Raw genomic sequence first — 17,500 nt, 5'->3', positions numbered from 1 at the left:
TTTTTTTGATCACAATCTTCCTTTGTTTGTGCACATTGTTTGCACTTTTACTTGTTAACTTTGTTTTATTAAACGTTAAAGTAAAGGTTCAAGCATTGAAAACACTTCTTAAAACAAAAGCTGCTAATGCAACTAAGTTATTTGCGTTAAGTGCGCTTTGTATCGCTTTAAGCGCATGTAATAGCGATTCAACAAGTACTGCAACAGACGGCGATACAGTCAGTAATAGTGCTCCAACGGTTGATGCTGGTATTGACCAAACTGTTAATGCGGGCGATACCGTTTATTTAAGTTCAACGGTTGAAGATGACGGTGAAGTATCGGTTAGTTGGTCACAAACATCAGGCACTACCGTTAGTTTATCTTCAAGTACTGCAACGTCTACAGAGTTTGTTGCACCTGAAGTTTTAACCGATGAAGCACTTGTATTTGAGATCAGTGCAGATGATGGCACAAACGATGTCGTTGTAGATACAGTTATAGTTAATGTTATTGCTTCATCAAACTCAAACTCAGATACAGTTGATAATAGTGCAAAACTTACCAGTTGGTTAATTAACAACGATACAACTTCTACATACATACAAAATAATGGTGCAGTGGTTGAAGATGTTCAATCAGTTGAGGTTGTTAGCGTTACTGAGGAAGATGCTGACGTTGAATACATGTATGTGCAAACAACTGACATTCCTAAATATGATGTAACGCTTACACAAGACCAAGTAGACGCGTTAAATAACCGCCCGCGTGCAGCTACCGATTTTTATAACGGTGTAACTTCTGCAGCAGTAGGGCAAACCATTTCCTTTGGTGAAGATATTGGCTATAACAGCAGCACTGAAAACTGTGATGACACAGGCGGTGCAGGTTATTGGCCTCCAGGACCGGGTTGCCCAACAGAACAAGCGGTTGAAGCGTATTTTCCGCTAACACCTACTGATTTATCTGACACTGAAACTTGCGAAACAGGTTTAGGTACAGTTGGCTTAATGGTTAATGGCACCAGTATATTTAACTGGGGTGATGGTATGAGTTACGGTAATAATATTTGGTATACATTAGCGCCCATTGCTGAGCAATACGATGTTGATGTGTGTGGCGGACATGCTGCTAACGGTGAATATCATCACCATTTTTATACGAGTTGCTTAGCTGATTTACTCGAAGATGATGGCGATGCGCATTCACCTATTTATGGGTTTGCAGCTGATGGCTATCCGCTTTATGGTCCTTATGAAAGTAACGGACAACTAGCATTAAGTGGCTGGGAAATGCGAGATTACGGTGCACCTACAAGTGAAGGGGGTTGTGGTACTGAGGGTGAGCGAAGCTGTACCTTAGTTGATCAATACGATGTTAGCCAAGGTACACAAACAAGTGATGCAGGTCCTGCTATTGGTGCACAAGTAACGACGCTCTCTGGTAACACATTAAATGCCGACGATGGTTATTACTTTGAAGATTATTACTACGCACAAAAAACAGTAACCGGTGCTCAATTAGATGAGCATAACGGCCACGATACTAATGATGGCAAGGGTTATCACTACCATATAACACTAACGTTAGACAGTGATGGTAAATTACAGCCTTCTTTTCCTTATCAAATAGGGCCTCGTTTTAAAGGTCAATTAGCCGATAATTCAATTGGTCGCTGTGATACTGGCGAAACAATGGGTCCACCACCAGGAATGTAAGGAGTAACTATGCGTTATTTTAAATACGCATTGATCCTAACAACTGCTGTGCTATCGAGTTTTAAGCTCTTTGCGCAGCAGGAAATGATGGATCATAGCCATATGCCTATAGCAGTGCCAAATGATGCGCCAATCCCGGCATTAAGCCTTAAGTTATTAAAAGATAGTATGTCGGGTTATAACTTAATTTTAGATACACAGCGTTATGATTTGTCTGTGCCGCCAGAGGGGACGATGAACATGCAACAAATGATGGATGTGACAACAAACCAAGACACCGGTTTTTTACAAGGTCATGCTCATTTATACATTAATGGGGTTAAAATACAGCGAATTTACGGACAAGCGTTGCATTTACCTGCTAACTTATTTAAAACTGGTATAAATACCGTATCGGTTACTTTAAATAATCATGGTCATATGTATTGGACCGCTCAAGGTAAAAAAATAGTTGCTACGCTGTATGTTAACGACCAAACCAAAGAGTTTATAACATACCGATTTGAAAGCTTTCCTAGCAAGGTTGAAAACACGCATTAATGAAAATTCATAATAAACTTTTTTTAATACTATTTAGTTTTACCTTTAGTGTTATTGCAGGGCTGGTAGTTCTTATACAGTGGAGCATAGGGCAAGGCGTAATTGATTTTGTTAATGCAAAAGAGGTGAAAGCGCTTGAACCACTTGTTGTGCAATTTGCAAAGCAATACGAACAAACACCCTCTTGGGAGCGTGTTGTCGGCAATGGCGAAAGCTTTAGAAAACGTGTTGAATCGCAATTAGAAAATAGCCAGTTTTTGCCTAGGCCACAAGAAGGCCCTGGTCCGCGTGGGCGAATGATGCGACGACCGCCGCCAGATCATATTCGTTTAGAGGAAGATCGCCGCCCACCGCCAGAAAATATTGCTCACTACGCTTTGCTTGACGAAAATAAACAGCGAGTAGTGGGTAAATACCTCAACGATTTAAAATATATAACAACCCCAATTATTGTTAACGATAAAATAGTGGGTTACTTAGCAGTTTCTAAAAGAGATAGCTTGGTTGATGGCTATGAGCTTGATTTTTTACAGCAGCAAACTAACTACTTATGGTTTATTGCTTTAGCTGCGGTATTGCTAACATTAATGGTTACTTTTTTATTGTCTCGTCACCTAGTAAGCCCTGTAAAGCAAATTGCTAACGGTATGCATCGCTTAACGCAAGGTAATTACGAGACCAAGCTCACGCTTGAGCGAAAAGACGAGCTAGGACAGTTGAGCGAAGATTTTAATACGCTTGCATTTACACTCGCTAAAGATGAGCAAGTACGTAAGCGTTGGCTTGCTAATATTTCTCATGAGCTTAGGACGCCAATGAGCATTTTACTCGGTGAACTTGAAGCTATGCTACTTGGTATACGAGAACCGAACGCAAAAAATATAAGTTCGGCTAACGATGAAGCCCTACATTTAAAACGCTTAATAGACGACTTGCATATGCTCAATAGCGCAGAATTAGGAGGTATGCACTATACTATGCAACCTACTGATATGGCGTTATTATTAAATACTATTGAGCAAAAGTATCAGGTTGTGCTTGAACAACATAATATAAAAATATACCTACTAAATAGCGCTAAACACATAACTGTACAAGCAGATAAAACACGCCTTTTGCAGCTACTCGATAATATTCTAATGAACGCAGTACACTATGCACAATGTACAACTATTTCTTTAACGGCTAAAAATATAAGTATTAAAGGGCAAACTTATTTAGAGCTTATAATCGAAGATAATGGCGTAGGTGTAGAGCAGTCGCATTTATCGCATTTATTTGAATATTTATACCGAGTAGATAGTTCGCGTAATCGCCAAGAGGGCGGTTCTGGCTTAGGTTTATCTATTTGCCAGCATATAGTTAAAGGTCATAAAGGTGAAATCGCTGCAGAAAAAGCCAGCTTAGGCGGCCTTGCTATTATTATTAGATTGCCAACTATTTAGTTTATAAAATAAAGTTAAGGTTACTTACAGAGATGCCTATGAGTGAACAAATACTAATTGTGGAAGATGAAGTAAAGCTGGCTAACTTAATGAGTGACTTTTTAAGCAGCCATCACTTTATTACTCATCAAATACATCACGGGAATGAAGTATTACCTTGGCTTGAAATTAACAGGCCGAGTGTAATCTTGCTAGACATAATGTTACCAGGTCAAAGTGGTATTGAACTGTGTAAAGCAATCAGGCGCTTTTCAAACGTGCCTATTATTATGGTATCGGCAAAAGTAGAAGAAATAGATAGGCTGCTTGGGCTGGAATTAGGTGCAGATGATTATATTTGTAAGCCGTTTAGTTATGCTGAGCTGGTGGCACGCGTAAAAGCTATTTTAAGGCGATTAAATAACGCAAGTGACGTTACAGAGTCAACAATGAAGCTTGACGAAAGCAGCTATAGCGTAAAATATAAATCAAACAGTATAGAATTGACGAACTTTGAATTTCAGCTATTTAAACCTTTGTTTAACAACCCAAATCGTATTTATTCGCGCGATAGCTTAATGGACACTATGTACGCCGATCAGCGTATTGTGAGCCACCGTACAATTGATAGCCATATTAAAAAGTTGCGTAAAAAACTAGATGAAGTGACACAAACTGAAAGTGTTATCCAGTCTGTTTATGGGGTTGGCTACCGGTTTGTGCATCCACAGTAAGGTGGAATGAGCTATGACGATGAGTTACTCATCATCGTCAGCATTTTTAATTCGCTCTAAACGGTCAAACTCTTCGTATTCTGCTGCTTGGATTTCATCAAGAATAGAATCTACATCAGCAAGTTCGTCGCTGTCTTCAAATTCACCTGTAAGCGTTGAATTAGGCGTTAAATTGGCCTCTTCAAATAGTGCCCACATTTCTTTAGCGTATTGAGTTTTTAGTATGCTTGGCGCAAATTCACCATAGTAGCGGCGTATGTTATTTACATCGCGTGCAAACATAGCTTGTGCACTGTTATTTGCTGAGGCGTTAACAGCTTGCGGTAAATCTATAATTACAGGGCCGTTATTATCTACAAGTACATTAAACTCAGATAAATCACCGTGTATTATACCTGCGCAAAGCATTAGCTTAATGTAATGTATCATGAGTTTATACTGCTCAATCGCTTGCTCTTCACTAAAAACGACATGTCCTAGTTGAGGGGCCACGTTACCATCTTCATCAGAGACGAGCTCCATAAGCAGCACGCCATCAATACAAAAGTAAGTATCAGGAACACGTACACCCACGCCAGCTAAACGAGATAACGCATCAACTTCGGCATTTTGCCAAATTTCTTCTTCTAATTGGCGGCCATAGCTAGAGCGTTTACCCATTGCACGCGCTTGGCGTCCACCGCGTACTTTTCGGCCTTCTTGATATTGTGCCGCCTTTTTAAAACTACGTTTAACCGCATCTTTATACACTTTCGCACAGCGAATATGTTCACCACAACGCACAATAAATACATCGGCTTCTTTACCGCTCATTAGTCGGCTTATTACTTCGTCAATAAGGCCATCATCAACAAGAGGTTGTAGGCGTTTAGGTATTTTCACAGATTGCCTGCTAAGTAGGGTTGGTTATTAATCATTATTTATGAAAGTGCTCTGTATTTGTTTGTTTAATTGGCTCAAGCAGTATATCAGCTTTGAGAATTAAGGGCAGTAACACTACTGCCAGAGAGTAATTAATCGTATTATTTTATTAGCTTATATATTGATTGCAAAGCAATCAACCAGAACTTTTTTTGAATCATCAGTTTTTATTAAAAATAATTTATTACTTCCTCATTATTTGCACATTGTTTGCGTTTTTAAAGCGTAAGCTTAGTTTAATTCTTAAATACGAGGTTATTACTATGAAGCATTTTTCAACTCTTGCCACTGTGGCAATATTATCTATTGCTTTTTCAGCTAATGTAGCTGCTCGAGGCGGTGACAATCCTCCTGAAAAACCTGACTTTTCAACTATTGATACTGATGGTGATGGCGTAATTAGCTTTGAAGAGTTTAGTGCTAAAAAACCACCGCACGGTGATGCACAAACAATTTTTGATTCTATAGATGCCGATGGTAATGGCGAAATTAGTGAGCAAGAGCTTAGCGATCATAAACCACCTCGTCGTGAACGTTGAAAGGATACTAAAATGATTAATAATATTGGCAGCAGCTCTGCGAGTTTTGTGCCGCAACAAAGTAATCAAGCTGCAAAATTAACAACAGAGCAAAGTGATTTTGTTAAAGAAACGCTTGCACAGTTTGATGCCGAAAACTTAACTAGCGACGATGCGCAAAGTATTCAAGCGGCATTTAAAGAACAAGGTATTGAACCAACAAAAGAGCTTGCTGATTTAATGGGCGAACTCGAGTTTGATGCTAAAAGCATTGGTGATGCAGGAAGAGCAGAAGGTCAAAGACCGCCGCCACCGCCACAAAACTCATTAGAATCAGTCGATACAGACGAGGTAGTGAGCTATTTAGATGAGCTCTTAACTGAGTATTCAAACCAGTTGTCTGATGAAGATAAAGAATCAATCCTTGCATCAGTGCAAGAGAAGTTTGGTTTAAGTGAAGGCGATTCACTGCTAAATGTAACTGCTTAGGTGTTATTACTTAGAGTAAAGCTGACTGTTACTCGAAAGTCTTAAGTCCAAAGCCCAACGGTTAATTCTGTTGGGCTTTTTTATTGGCTTAATTTAACTGTGTTTCTATTTTGCTGGTGCCATCTTCTTCGGTAAATTTAAATACAAAATCTTTTTTACCGTCTTGGTTTATATCTACTAGAAGAATATCTTTATTATTTTTAGGCAGCGTTAGCTTTAATTTTTTGCGTTTATCATTTAGCAGTGAGTCTTGCTCTCCATAATAAATATACAGCGTTTTTTTACTGTATTTGTATACCGCATCAATATAGCTGTCGCCGTTAATGTCACCTAAATAGAGAGCCGGTTCTGATTCATCGCCATTCATCCCCACTTCCATTTCTAAATCAAGTTCAATACTCGATTTATTGGCAAATGAGCCGTCGGGTTGCTGCTTATAAAGATTCATTTCTACATCTACATCTGTACTGCCACCGCCCAATGCCATAGACGCGATGGTACCTAAGCCAATATCTAAGTCCATTTTTTGTAAATCAATTAAGCCATCATTATTAAAGTCAGTTTTGAGCAATAACTCACTAGGGCCCTGTGTTTCAAATAAGGTAATGGGCGTATTAGTAAAACCTTTAGCACTCCCTAGGTACAAAGTATGTGCTATTTTTATATCTAACGAGTCCATACCTTGTGTAGGCTTAAACTGCCTGGTTGTAAAATCTAGAAATCCGTCGTTATTAATATCAATAATTTGCTTTATTTTGCGAGTCTCGCCATTGCTTAGCTCGCCTAGCTCAATGTTAAAATCAATTGAGGTGAGCTTTTGCTCAAAGCCCTCTGAATTAGCAAGTAGTACATCTGCTCCAAAGTCATTTGAAAAAACCAGGTCGTTTAATCCGTCGTGGTTAAAATCGATAACGACAGGTTTATTGTTAATATTAACTTCTAAAGAAAGCCCTTTTCCTGAAAAGCGGCCTTCATACTTAGGCGTTTGTTTAAATTTGTTAGGCTTAAAGCTGCCATCTTTATTTTGAATGTATAAAGTACTGCTTGCTAATCCAGGGATAAAAATATCGCTTAGACCGTCGTTGTTAGCATCGAAAACAAAGTCTACTTTTTCAAATTTATCTATTTTTAATTGATTAAGAACCGACTCATAATTAAACAACAATGTTGGTTTACCTGCTTGGGCTTTATATACGCCATCACTTGTTAGTACGAGTGCTTGTTTATCGGTGATGTTAGCAAGTGTTGCCACATCAAACCCGATGGCGTTTTTTGGTAAAGCAAGTTCACTACTAAGTGATGTAAGTAAATTGATGGCTTCTAATTGTTTTAATTCTTTATTATATGCAAATAAAATCTCTGAATCGGTTGATACTAATTCATCCGTTGTTTTTATTGCCATTGTTTGAGCAATAACGCTTATGGGGGTAAGTAAAGTGATGAGTGAATAGCAAAGTGGTTTTATCATGCAAATTCCTTTTTATATTTAGTTGTATCGTTAAAATTTTTATTATTTAAGCAACGTCAGCGCATAATTTTACGTACTATCCAGCGCTGGGGCTTTTTTGTTTAAACGTAATATACATATGTAAGTTGGATTATATTTAGCCTACGCTAATTACTATGTACTGGTTGTAAGCAATTGTAAGTTTATGTTTTAGGGAGGGGCTGTTGACCTTTAAGGATTGAAATTTGTTCAATCCAAGGACTATTTAATCGTGGCGCGAGGTTTGTAACCTAGTAACAAAGAGTCAATCTCCCTAGGGAGAACCTTTGGGCAGCGCATGTTTGGCATTAATACTACGTTATCAACTATGTATGGGTAATAACCACACTACATAGGCTCTGCCTTGCCTAAATACCAAACAGTCTGCTGCAAATTCAACTTCAAAAAATAAATAGGCCCTAATAAGAAAGGTAGCGCATAACTCATATGGTAGCTAAGCGCTTTTAGAAGTGTTTGGTTATTAACTACATTGCTTATTTTGCTCATTTAAATAAGCATCTACAAAACCTACTTCCATCGGTTTTGAAAAGTAATAACCTTGTAGGTGAGATACACCAATTTTAGTGAGTGTGTTTGCTTGCTCAATAGTTTCAACGCCTTCTGCAACAACAGTAAAATCTAAAGTAGAGGCCATTTGTACAATTGCATGAATAATACTTAACCCTCTTTTATCCATATTTTGAATAAAGCTTCTGTCTATTTTTACTATATCTACACCAATATCAAGCATGCTTGATAGTGATGAGTAGCCTGTACCAAAATCATCAATTGAAATACAAAAGCCTTGTTTTTGTAGTGCTTTAACGGCTGTCAAAAATGTGAGTTTATCCTCGGCAAATACTGACTCAGTAATTTCTATGTGTAGGTTTTTAGGTTCTACCCGGTGGCGATTTACTATTTTTAATACCTTAGATACAAAATCAGGATCTTGTAGCTGAATAACCGATACGTTTACGCTTATAGCAATTTGTGGTTGTAAGTGACTTAATTTTGTTGCTTGTATACATGCCTGTTCTATTACCCAAATACCTAACTCGGTTATTAAACCGTATTGCTCGGCAATAGCTATAAATTCATCAGGGAAAATATTTTCACCATCTAATTGCCAGCGTAATAATGATTCAAAAGAGGTTACTTTTGAGGTTTTGCTATCAACAATTGGTTGAAATACTAGCCTTAAGCTATTTTCTTCTATGGCACTGACTAGGCGTTGACTCAAAAGATACTCTCTTTCTTGTATTAATTTGAGTGAATCGTTATAAATATTGATATTACCTTTCGCGATGCGTTTTTGGTGATACATTGCAGTATCAGCAGAGCGAATTAAAGTATTAAAATCACTCCCGTGCTCAGGATACATGGCAATACCAATAGTTGCAGATACCCATTTTTGATATTTATATGTTTCATGCTCGGCACCAATGCTTTGAAGTACTTTATCTGCAAACTCGATAAGCTCAGCTTGTTTTTGATACGTTGCTAAAATTAAAAACTCATCCCCGCCCCATCGGCATTTAAATAGCTGTTGATTGCATACATTACTAATTCTTCGTGCTATTTCTTTTAATACTTTATCGCCTACTTTATGACCCAACGAATCATTTATTTGTTTAAACCCATCTAAATCTACGAATAATAAAGCAAAGGGTTCTTGAGGGTTGTCTGCTAGTTGTCTGTTTGCATTTTTTAAAAATGCGGTTCGGTTTAATAGATTTGTAAGTGGATCGGTATTCGATAAACGGTAGATTTCTTCTGTGCGTTGCTCAACCTTGTTTTCCATTTCATTAAGCAGCTCTCTGTTTTGGTTTTTGAGCTTGATTGCGCTGTGTGTAAATGTGGCTGATTTGTACGATGAAGCCACCATAATAGCAGTAAATGCTAGGCCTAAAATACCGAGGACAGAGTTGTAGTTTTCGTTAGAAAAGGTTAATAAAAAAGAGTAGGGCGCCAGTAAAATAATGCTATAGAGTACAGCGGTTACTCGACTTCCTGAAAGCAGATTTGCAGAGCCTCCTGCAAAGGCAGATAAAATAGCAATAGTAGTTGTAGTTTCTATTGCTGATGAGGTGCTATGAAACCAAAGTGCATACCCACACCACGATAGCGCAGTTAAAATACACCCGGTTGAAAATCTTTTTGAGTATGTGTCAGCATAAAATAAAGGGCTATCCTTTTTGGTTTTATAAAACCACATTACATCAATAGCGCGAGCTGCTAATAAGACAACCATAATGCTTAGCCAAATACTTTTTTCGTAGGATATTTTCTGGTTATTTAAATCAAAAGCAAACACTAATATAAAACTGACTACAGTCGAAATGGCAATGCCAGAGATGGCATTAGAGTATAAAATTTTAACGGATTCTCTGCGTTCTTCACTATTTAGATTTTTATATGGCACTAAGTAAAACCTTATACAAAAGTCACTCCAACTAGCGATGGAGAAACGTTCAAGAAATACTGCAAATATTCCAGATGAACATAAGCGTATTAAACATCGATTAGTTAGGCTCTAATCCTGAGTATAAGAATAAATATAGTTTATGAAAGCAAAAAAAAAAGTTAGTACAGTAAAAAGGCTCATAATAAATAATCATTATGAGCCTTAAAATTATCTAGCAGGTTGAAGTGTTAACGACTTTACTTGCTGTTTAGTAGATTTAACCTTCGAAATCACTATCGTTATGGCGCTCTGCCATTTGATCTTCTTCAGGGCCCCATGTGCGATTTACGCGACGACCGCGCTTTACAGCAGGGCGATCAGCAACTTGTTTTGCCCAACGAACAACATGAGTGTATGAGGCAACATCTAAAAATTCAGCTGCATCATATAAGTCGCCTAAAACAAGCGAGCCATACCAAGGCCAAATTGCAATATCGGCAATTGAGTATTCATCACCCGCCATGTATTCATTTTCGCTTAAATGACGATTTAACACGTCAAGTTGGCGTTTGGTTTCCATGGTAAAACGATCAATAGGGTATTGCATTTTACTTGGTGCGTAGCTATAAAAGTGACCAAACCCACCACCTAAATATGGCGCTGAGCCCATTTGCCAAAATAGCCAGTTACGACACTGCGTTTTAGCTTTTAAATCCTTAGGGATGAGTACATCAAATTTTTCAGCCAAATACTGTAAAATAGAACCTGATTCAAAGATGCGAGTAGGTGGTGTGGTTGAATGATCCATTAGCGCTGGGATTTTTGAATTTGGATTAATATCAACAAAGTCAGATCCAAACTGATCGCCATCACCTATGTTTATTAAATATGCGTCATAGTCTGCATCGGTGCAACCAAGCTGTAAAAGCTCTTCAAACATGATTGTAGCTTTTTGGCCATTTGGTGTAGCAAGAGAATAAAGCTGAAATGCGTGCTCGCCAATAGGTAGAGTTTTGTCATGAGTCGCGCCTGCAATTGGGCGGTTAATGCTGGCAAATTTACCGCCACTTTCACTTTCCCACGTCCATACTTTTGGTGGCGTGTATTCGTTTTTATCACTCATAAATAACCTCAATGTTAAATGGAAATGTTTAATACTTACTCATAAATGTGGCCATAAAAAATTAATTAAAGGCCCTAAATATTTAATTTACCGACCTTTTAATTTATCGGCTTTTGCTAATCTATAACCTAAAAACAACCCGCTTAGCGCTCCAAATAAATGGCTTTCAAACGATACATGATAGCGCTGAGGTAAAACACCCCATATAAAACCGCTATAAAGTATAGCCACTACAACTGCAATTATAATTGATTTTAATGAGCGTCTTACTAAGCCGTAGCATAGAATAAAGCCCCATAAACCATATATAACACCGCTTAAACCAACATGTATGTTACTGCGCCCAAATGCCCAAACTAAAAGTCCACCGACTAGAGCGGTAAAAATAAATACGTTATAAAAACGTTTTACGCTGTACTGGCAAATTAGCCAACTTAATACTACAAATGGGATCATATTACTGGCAAAGTGCCACCAGCTACCATGTAAAAAAGGTGCGCATAGTATGCCAATTAATCCTTGGATACTGCGTGGATATATGCCTAAACCATTAAGGTTTATGCCAGGTAGACTATTGATCACCTGTAGTACAAAGCAAATAACAACAATACTAAATATTGCGAAACGGGTACTAGTTAGTAATGACAGTGTGGTTGGCTTGGTTGCCATATAATCGCCCTAATTGACTTTAAGAGTTGCCAGTATAGGAATTGTATTTGCTAATGAAAAGCAATTAAAAAAGCACAGCATAAAATGCTGTGCTTAATTTTAATTATTACTCACTATTAACCTAATTTAGTTAATAGTTTTTTTGCAGCTAGTTCAGAGCTTGCTGGGTTTTGGCCGGTAATTACTAAACCGTCTTCTAGTGCTAATACACCCCAGTCGTCAGTTTTTTGATAATCGCCACCTTTTTTAATTAGCTCGTCTTCAACTAAAAATGGCACGATATCGGTAAGTTGCACTGCAGCTTCTTCAGTGTTAGTAAAACCAGTTACTTTTTTACCCGCTACTAGTGCATTGCCATCGGCATCTTTAACATTTAAAAATGCAGCACTTGCATGACATACCGCAGCAACAGGTTTTTGCTCTTTTACAAAGCTTTCGATAAGCGAAATTGAATCTGTGTTATCAACTAAGTCCCATAATGGACCGTGACCGCCTGGGTAAAATACAGCGTCAAAATCGCTAGATTTAACTTCACTCAACACTTTAGTGTTTGCCATTAATGTTTGCGCCGCGCTGTCTGCGTCGTAACGTTTAGTTGCATCTGTTTGAAAATCAGAAAGTGTACTTGTCGGATCAATGGGTGGTTGGCCGCCAGCTGGAGACGCTAATGTTACTTCAACGCCTGCATCAACAAAGGCGTAATAAGGGGCTGCAAATTCTTCTACCCAAAAACCTGTTTTTTCGCCAGTGTTACCAAGTTCTGCGTGAGATGTAAGAACCATAAGTATTTTTTTAGACATTGAATATATTCCTTCTGATGATTTAAATTAGTTTATCTTGCTTACCAATTACTATATGCACTAATACTGCTTTAAACAACGATGATAAATTTAACTTTATTGGTTTAATAATTGATACAATAAATAGATTGAATTTAAAACACACTACGGAGCATTTATGAAAGTGTCGTTTGAGCAGTTAAAGAGCATGGTTGTATTTGCACAAATTGTAGAGCAGGGCAGCTTAACCGCTGCTGCCAAACAGTTAGGGCTTACGCGAGCAGTTGCAAGTTATCATTTAAAAAAATTAGAAACGCAGCTTGAAGTTACTTTACTAAATCGCTCAACCCGTACCATGGCGCTGACTGAAGCGGGTATTGCTTATTATGAGCGTTGTAGAATAATTACCGAACAAGCTAATGCGGCTAATCAGCAAATAGAAAATATAAAGAGTGAGCCACAAGGTTTACTTAAAATTAGCTGCCCTGTAAATGTGGGAATGCAGCTAATTGTGCCCGCAATAAATACGTTTAAGCGCCAATATCCTAAAATTCAAATAGACTTACAGCTTACTGACGATGTGGTTGATATTATTAAAAATGGGTTTGATTTTGCAATTAGGGGCGTGGCACTGAGTGACTCCAACTTGCAGGCAACCAAGCTGACTACAATGAGCACTTGTATTTGTGGCGCGCCGGAATACTTTGCACATTTTGGTAAACCTAAAACGCCTTTAGAGTTAGCAGAGCACCAATGGGTCGTTTATCAATTGGGCAGTAAAACATTAACACTTCAAAAAGATGGCAAAAAACACGATATTACAATGCAAGGCGGGCTAAGTACTAATAACGCAGCCGCACGTACTGCCTTTGTAGAAGCGGGGCATGGCATCGGGCGTATTCCGCTTTACGATGCGTGGCCAAAAGTACAAGCTGGGTTGCTTGAAATAATATTAGATGATTATAAAAGCAAAGATATTGAGCTTTACGGGGTATTTCCGCCAGGGGCTGCGGGCTCTAAAAAGCTACGATTGTTTATTGATTACTTAAAAGCATACTTTGTAAAACAGCATACCGCTTTAGGTATGCTGAAAAGTACTTAATGAGTAGTTTTTACAGCATTTATAAAGTTCGGCTAAATAATGCCACCGCTTGTTGATACATATTTATCGCAAGTGCTGCATCGTATCGCTCACCTTCATCACGCATAAAGGCATGCTGTGCGTTAACTTCCTGCCACTGGTAATTGATGCCCGTGCTTACACATTGTTGGTATATTTTAGCGCGGCCTTCCTTTGGCACATGCGGGTCTTGTTTGCCCCATATAAAGTGAATTTCGCCTTGTATATCAGCCATACGCTCGAATGAGTTATTTCCAGGTTGCGCAGGTAATGTATTGCTGTGAATATCAGTTGCGTATAAACAAAAAGCCGCATTAATTTCAGGGTTTAGTGCCGCTCTGTAAGCTAAGTGACCGCCAATACATACGCCCATTGCGCCGACGGAGCCTGTGCAATAGCTTTGTAATCTAATGAAGTCGATCATAGTTTGTGTGTCACTGTCGTGGTGCTCAAGTGGCTTTGCCCATTTGTCGGCATTGCCTTTGTCTTTACCTGTATCATCATAAGCAAGCACAGTGCCTATAGGGTTTAACTCATGAAACACTTCAGGCACTAACACTACAAAGCCATGGCTTGCTAAAATAGCTGCGCTGCGTGCGATGGGGGCAGTTTGCTGAAATATTTCAGAATAAAAAATGATAGCAGGGAACTGTCCTTGCGCTTGAGGGCGATATACAGTTGTTCGCATTAAACCGGTCGGTGTTGGCAAGTCAGCATTATGTTGTTGGATTATCATAAAAAGCGCTCAGTAAAATAAAATTATACATGCTGATATGGTAACTGAGCGCGATAAAATATACGACTTTTGTCGTTGAGTATTTATACCAACCTGCATAAATCTTTGATCAATTTAACGAATTAAATTTCACTATAACGTCGTTAAAAATTTTTTATTTAGAACAACTAGGGTCTGTTGATCTTTGCGGATTAAAATTTGTTCAAACTAGGGGCTATTTAATCGCGGCGCGAGGTTTGTAACCTAGTGGGCTCGATAACTGCTCCTGCGTTATTCTACTGACTTACATCCATGTAAGAATAAGTAAAAACCGAGCAACAAAGAGTAAATAGCCCCTAGAAAGAACCCTTTGGGCTGCGCCTGTTTGGCATTAATGCTACGTTATCGCCCATTTATGGGGAATAACCACACTACATAGGCTCTGCCTTGCCTAAATACCAAACAGACTGCTGCAAATTTAACCTTGAAAGATCAACAGACCCTAGATAAAAAAATTTTTGCCTCGTTCTAGCGTAATTTTCTTAACGTTAAATAGACCCCATATATAAGCAGATTGGTATTAAATACTTGCAGGCATTTTATTACAACTGGCGTAGTAACTTACCGTAGCTGGCCAATCTGAAAAAATACCCATTACCCCCACGTCCTTTGCGAGTACGTCGACTACCGTCATCATGTCGCCATCGTTATCTATAACATCAGCAATTGATTGATAGTAATAACCGCCACCTTCATTAAGCGGGCCCGAGCGCTCAAGGCTCCATGCAATAAGCTTTAAACCTGCTGCTTTTGCGTCAATAGCGTATTGCGATGGCACAATATTACTTTCGTTATCTATTGTTAGCATCATCCAAATTGGAGGAGCTAAAATTTTCACCCCATCAGCCACTAACTCATCCATACCCGGTTGCCATGTTTGTGGGTTACTTGGATCAAATCCGGCTTCACTGTCACGTCCATCTAGGTAAACGCTTTTATCTGCAAAGTCAGGATTAGTGTTAATCCAGTATTTTACGTCTTCAAGGTTAAATGATTGCGGATAAACTTTTGAGGCTGGCACACCCATTTGCGTGTACTCGTCTAGCATTTTTTGCGCATATTGTTCTTGCGTCATTCCATCAAATGGCATACTTACTTGTGGCGATTTTAGCTCTGGTGTCATTTTTACACCTAGCTCATTAAACAGTGCAATGCTTTGTTTATGGGTCATCAATGTGCCGTTGGTGGCATATAAATCAGTGCGCCAACTTGGTGTGCCATCCATGTAATCGGCAACGGTTGTTGCATTAGTGTTTGCACCATCCATTTTACCTTCAAGGGTTAAAAACTCCGCTAAGCTTATATCGCTGGTACAACATTTTGCAGAAGCGGCAATACCATTAGCAGGGTCGGCTGGTGTAAATGGCACACTGCATTTAGCTGCAAGTTCAGGAATGGCTAAAATATTAGTTGTGGTATGCAAATCGCATTGAGAGTGGCGACAAACAAGCTCTTTGTCGTTTGTAAATGTAACATCGCATTCAACAATGCCAGCGCCCATTCTCGCTGCCGCAATGTAGGCTTCTTTAGTGTGTTCTGGGTATTGCATTGATGCACCGCGATGACCAATAGAAAAATCGGTGCGGTAAAAAGGACCTTCGCTGCATGACTCTAATTTTGTTTTTAGTGTGCTTTGCGCCATATCATTAATTAAATAGTCAGGGCGAGTCCCTAGCTGAATATTTACTCCTTCAGCAACCTCTACAACAATGGGCGTAGGTACTTCAATAATTTCCACTTCGGTGTTGGTAACAACCACTTCTTTTTCTACTATTTCTACATCGTCGTCGCAGCCAGCAAGTGTGGCTAACAATATACAGCTTGTAAGTAAGGTAATACGTTTCATTGTTTATCCTTAAAAAGTAAAATTTGTACTACCTTAATGATTATTAATGACAATCTTGCTACAAGCTTATTAATTTACTTTTTTATTAAGCATTTGATTGACCAATAATGCACCTAACATTATAGCAGCCCCAATACTTAACCTGACTATATCGGCATCTCGGTTCCAGATCAGCACGTTAATTATAATCCCAGCTGGAATAAGCAAGTTATTCATAACTGCCAAAGCACCTACGTTGACAAGGGTTGCGCCTTTATTCCACATAAAGTAACCGAGTCCTGATGCAACCAACCCTAAATAAATTAGTATGCCCCACTGTGTAGAAGTGGTTGGTAATTTGTTTGAGTTACCAAATAATGCATAGCAAATTGTGGCAATTATAAGTGCGCCTATAAAAAACCATCCAAATACGGCTTTGTCATCAAGCTGATTGTTATTCATTAAGCGTTTGTAGGTAACTTGGCCTACAGCAAAACTTATATTCGCCCCTTGAACGATTAATAAGCCGATTATGAAATCGCTATTTAGGTTTTCGTAACGAATAGTAATTGCACCGATTACAGCAATAAGTGCGACTATAAAAAAGCGTGGGTTAAAGCGTCTGTTCAACCCATCATTTAGCAGGGTAATGTACAAAGGAGTCATTACAGTAAATAGCAGCACTTCGGGAACGGTTAAAAATAAAAATGAGTGGTAGTAAAAGCTATACATAACACCAAGTTGTATAGCGCCAATCAGCATAAGCTTTAAGGCTAAAGGTTTAGGCGTTTGTTTGAGCTTTAAAAAAGGTAAAAAAATCAGTGTTGCCAGTGCTATGCGTATTAATACGCTAAACCAAGCGTCAACTTGGCCTGCTAAGTACACACCAATTAAACTAAACGAAAACGCCCAAAGCAAAGTGACTGCAAATAAGTACTGCATAACCATCATCTTTTAATAAATATTGAGCTAAGTTTATCTGTTATATGTGAGGGT

At 38.6% G+C, this 17,500-nt stretch carries 16 protein-coding genes; 7 read left to right on the top strand and 9 right to left on the bottom strand.

The features are described 5' to 3' along the window. Positions 1-35 precede the first annotated feature (35 nt). The 4 genes from QT16_RS06220 to QT16_RS06205 are packed head-to-tail and all read left to right on the top strand — an operon-like array spanning position 36 to position 4,395. On the top strand, positions 36-1,697 hold the full coding sequence (locus QT16_RS06220; RefSeq protein WP_082007389.1) for a YHYH protein: 1,662 nt from the start codon (positions 36-38) through the stop codon (positions 1,695-1,697). A 9-nt stretch (positions 1,698-1,706) separates the two neighbouring features. Continuing rightward, positions 1,707-2,237 carry a hypothetical protein gene (locus tag QT16_RS06215; RefSeq protein WP_039487178.1) on the top strand — a complete coding sequence of 177 codons (531 nt, stop codon included), beginning with the start codon at positions 1,707-1,709 and terminating at the stop codon, positions 2,235-2,237. Further along, positions 2,237-3,682, top strand: coding sequence for an ATP-binding protein (locus QT16_RS06210; RefSeq protein ID WP_039487174.1), 1,446 nt, complete (start codon positions 2,237-2,239; stop codon positions 3,680-3,682). Before QT16_RS06215 ends, QT16_RS06210 begins: the two co-directional genes overlap by 1 nt. A 38-nt stretch (positions 3,683-3,720) precedes the next feature. After that, on the top strand, positions 3,721-4,395 hold the full coding sequence (locus tag QT16_RS06205) for a response regulator (RefSeq protein WP_024597035.1): 675 nt from the start codon (positions 3,721-3,723) through the stop codon (positions 4,393-4,395). Positions 4,396-4,419: 24 nt separating this feature from the next. Here the strand turns inward: QT16_RS06205 and QT16_RS06200 are convergent, their stop codons facing one another. Then, positions 4,420-5,277: a PA4780 family RIO1-like protein kinase gene (locus tag QT16_RS06200; RefSeq protein ID WP_002958167.1), complete on the bottom strand. Its 858-nt coding sequence runs from the start codon at positions 5,275-5,277 to the stop codon at positions 4,420-4,422. A gap of 302 nt (positions 5,278-5,579) precedes the next feature. On the opposite strand from QT16_RS06200, the gene QT16_RS06195 reads away from it, so the two are divergent. Together QT16_RS06195 and QT16_RS06190 are read left to right on the top strand one after the other, a co-directional pair. After that, the gene (locus QT16_RS06195) at positions 5,580-5,855 is read left to right on the top strand and encodes an EF-hand domain-containing protein (RefSeq protein WP_007581281.1); all 276 of its coding nucleotides are present in this window, start codon (positions 5,580-5,582) and stop codon (positions 5,853-5,855) included. 12 nt (positions 5,856-5,867) lie between these two features. Beyond that, on the top strand, positions 5,868-6,323 hold the full coding sequence (locus QT16_RS06190) for a hypothetical protein (RefSeq protein WP_039487169.1): 456 nt from the start codon (positions 5,868-5,870) through the stop codon (positions 6,321-6,323). Between the two features lie 88 nt (positions 6,324-6,411). Here the strand turns inward: QT16_RS06190 and QT16_RS06185 are convergent, their stop codons facing one another. The 5 genes from QT16_RS06185 to QT16_RS06165 all read right to left on the bottom strand — a co-directional run bounded on the left by QT16_RS06185 (position 6,412) and on the right by QT16_RS06165 (position 12,805). Further along, entirely contained in the window at positions 6,412-7,791 is a 1,380-nt protein-coding gene (locus QT16_RS06185) for an FG-GAP repeat domain-containing protein (RefSeq protein ID WP_039487167.1), read from the bottom strand. Positions 7,792-8,290: 499 nt separating this feature from the next. Further along, a complete protein-coding gene (locus tag QT16_RS06180) occupies positions 8,291-10,231 on the bottom strand; it encodes a putative bifunctional diguanylate cyclase/phosphodiesterase (protein ID WP_039487164.1) in 1,941 nt (646 codons plus the stop codon). A gap of 259 nt (positions 10,232-10,490) precedes the next feature. Continuing rightward, complete coding sequence (yghU, locus tag QT16_RS06175) at positions 10,491-11,336, bottom strand: glutathione-dependent disulfide-bond oxidoreductase (RefSeq protein WP_039487161.1); 846 nt, start codon at positions 11,334-11,336, stop codon at positions 10,491-10,493. Positions 11,337-11,423: 87 nt separating this feature from the next. After that, positions 11,424-12,005, bottom strand: a complete 582-nt coding sequence (locus QT16_RS06170) for a rhomboid family intramembrane serine protease (protein ID WP_010555361.1) — start codon at positions 12,003-12,005, stop codon at positions 11,424-11,426. Between the two features lie 116 nt (positions 12,006-12,121). Next, the gene (locus tag QT16_RS06165) at positions 12,122-12,805 is read right to left on the bottom strand and encodes a type 1 glutamine amidotransferase domain-containing protein (protein ID WP_039487157.1); all 684 of its coding nucleotides are present in this window, start codon (positions 12,803-12,805) and stop codon (positions 12,122-12,124) included. A gap of 157 nt (positions 12,806-12,962) precedes the next feature. Between QT16_RS06165 and QT16_RS06160 the strand changes: the two genes are divergently transcribed. Next, positions 12,963-13,886, top strand: a complete 924-nt coding sequence (locus QT16_RS06160; RefSeq protein ID WP_039487155.1) for a LysR family transcriptional regulator — start codon at positions 12,963-12,965, stop codon at positions 13,884-13,886. A gap of 19 nt (positions 13,887-13,905) precedes the next feature. Here QT16_RS06160 and QT16_RS06155 read toward each other — a convergent pair whose 3' ends face one another. From QT16_RS06155 to QT16_RS06145, 3 genes are all read right to left on the bottom strand, one after another. Then, entirely contained in the window at positions 13,906-14,640 is a 735-nt protein-coding gene (locus tag QT16_RS06155) for a dienelactone hydrolase family protein (protein ID WP_024597042.1), read from the bottom strand. Positions 14,641-15,199: 559 nt separating this feature from the next. Next, entirely contained in the window at positions 15,200-16,525 is a 1,326-nt protein-coding gene (locus QT16_RS06150) for a glycerophosphodiester phosphodiesterase family protein (protein ID WP_039487152.1), read from the bottom strand. A gap of 69 nt (positions 16,526-16,594) precedes the next feature. After that, positions 16,595-17,446 (bottom strand): carboxylate/amino acid/amine transporter, encoded by an 852-nt coding sequence (locus tag QT16_RS06145; RefSeq protein ID WP_002958180.1) that lies wholly within the window; start codon positions 17,444-17,446, stop codon positions 16,595-16,597. Between the last annotated feature and the right edge of the window lie 54 nt (positions 17,447-17,500).

The organism is Pseudoalteromonas distincta, from assembly GCF_000814675.1.
Taxonomy (GTDB): domain Bacteria; phylum Pseudomonadota; class Gammaproteobacteria; order Enterobacterales; family Alteromonadaceae; genus Pseudoalteromonas; species Pseudoalteromonas distincta.
Note: the sequence above shows the minus strand (reverse complement) of the source record. Positions and strands in the feature narration are given on the sequence as shown.

Coding starts and splice junctions, on each gene's coding strand:
- QT16_RS06215 (WP_039487178.1), top strand. CDS start 1,707: ATGCGTTATTTTAAATACGCATTGATCCTAACAACTGCTGTGCTATCG.
- QT16_RS06210 (WP_039487174.1), top strand. CDS start 2,237: ATGAAAATTCATAATAAACTTTTTTTAATACTATTTAGTTTTACCTTT.
- QT16_RS06205 (WP_024597035.1), top strand. CDS start 3,721: ATGAGTGAACAAATACTAATTGTGGAAGATGAAGTAAAGCTGGCTAAC.
- QT16_RS06195 (WP_007581281.1), top strand. CDS start 5,580: ATGAAGCATTTTTCAACTCTTGCCACTGTGGCAATATTATCTATTGCT.
- QT16_RS06190 (WP_039487169.1), top strand. CDS start 5,868: ATGATTAATAATATTGGCAGCAGCTCTGCGAGTTTTGTGCCGCAACAA.
- QT16_RS06185 (WP_039487167.1), bottom strand. CDS start 7,791: ATGATAAAACCACTTTGCTATTCACTCATCACTTTACTTACCCCCATA.
- yghU (WP_039487161.1), bottom strand. CDS start 11,336: ATGAGTGATAAAAACGAATACACGCCACCAAAAGTATGGACGTGGGAA.
- QT16_RS06170 (WP_010555361.1), bottom strand. CDS start 12,005: ATGGCAACCAAGCCAACCACACTGTCATTACTAACTAGTACCCGTTTC.
- QT16_RS06165 (WP_039487157.1), bottom strand. CDS start 12,805: ATGTCTAAAAAAATACTTATGGTTCTTACATCTCACGCAGAACTTGGT.
- QT16_RS06160 (WP_039487155.1), top strand. CDS start 12,963: ATGAAAGTGTCGTTTGAGCAGTTAAAGAGCATGGTTGTATTTGCACAA.
- QT16_RS06155 (WP_024597042.1), bottom strand. CDS start 14,640: ATGATAATCCAACAACATAATGCTGACTTGCCAACACCGACCGGTTTA.
- QT16_RS06150 (WP_039487152.1), bottom strand. CDS start 16,525: ATGAAACGTATTACCTTACTTACAAGCTGTATATTGTTAGCCACACTT.
- QT16_RS06145 (WP_002958180.1), bottom strand. CDS start 17,446: ATGCAGTACTTATTTGCAGTCACTTTGCTTTGGGCGTTTTCGTTTAGT.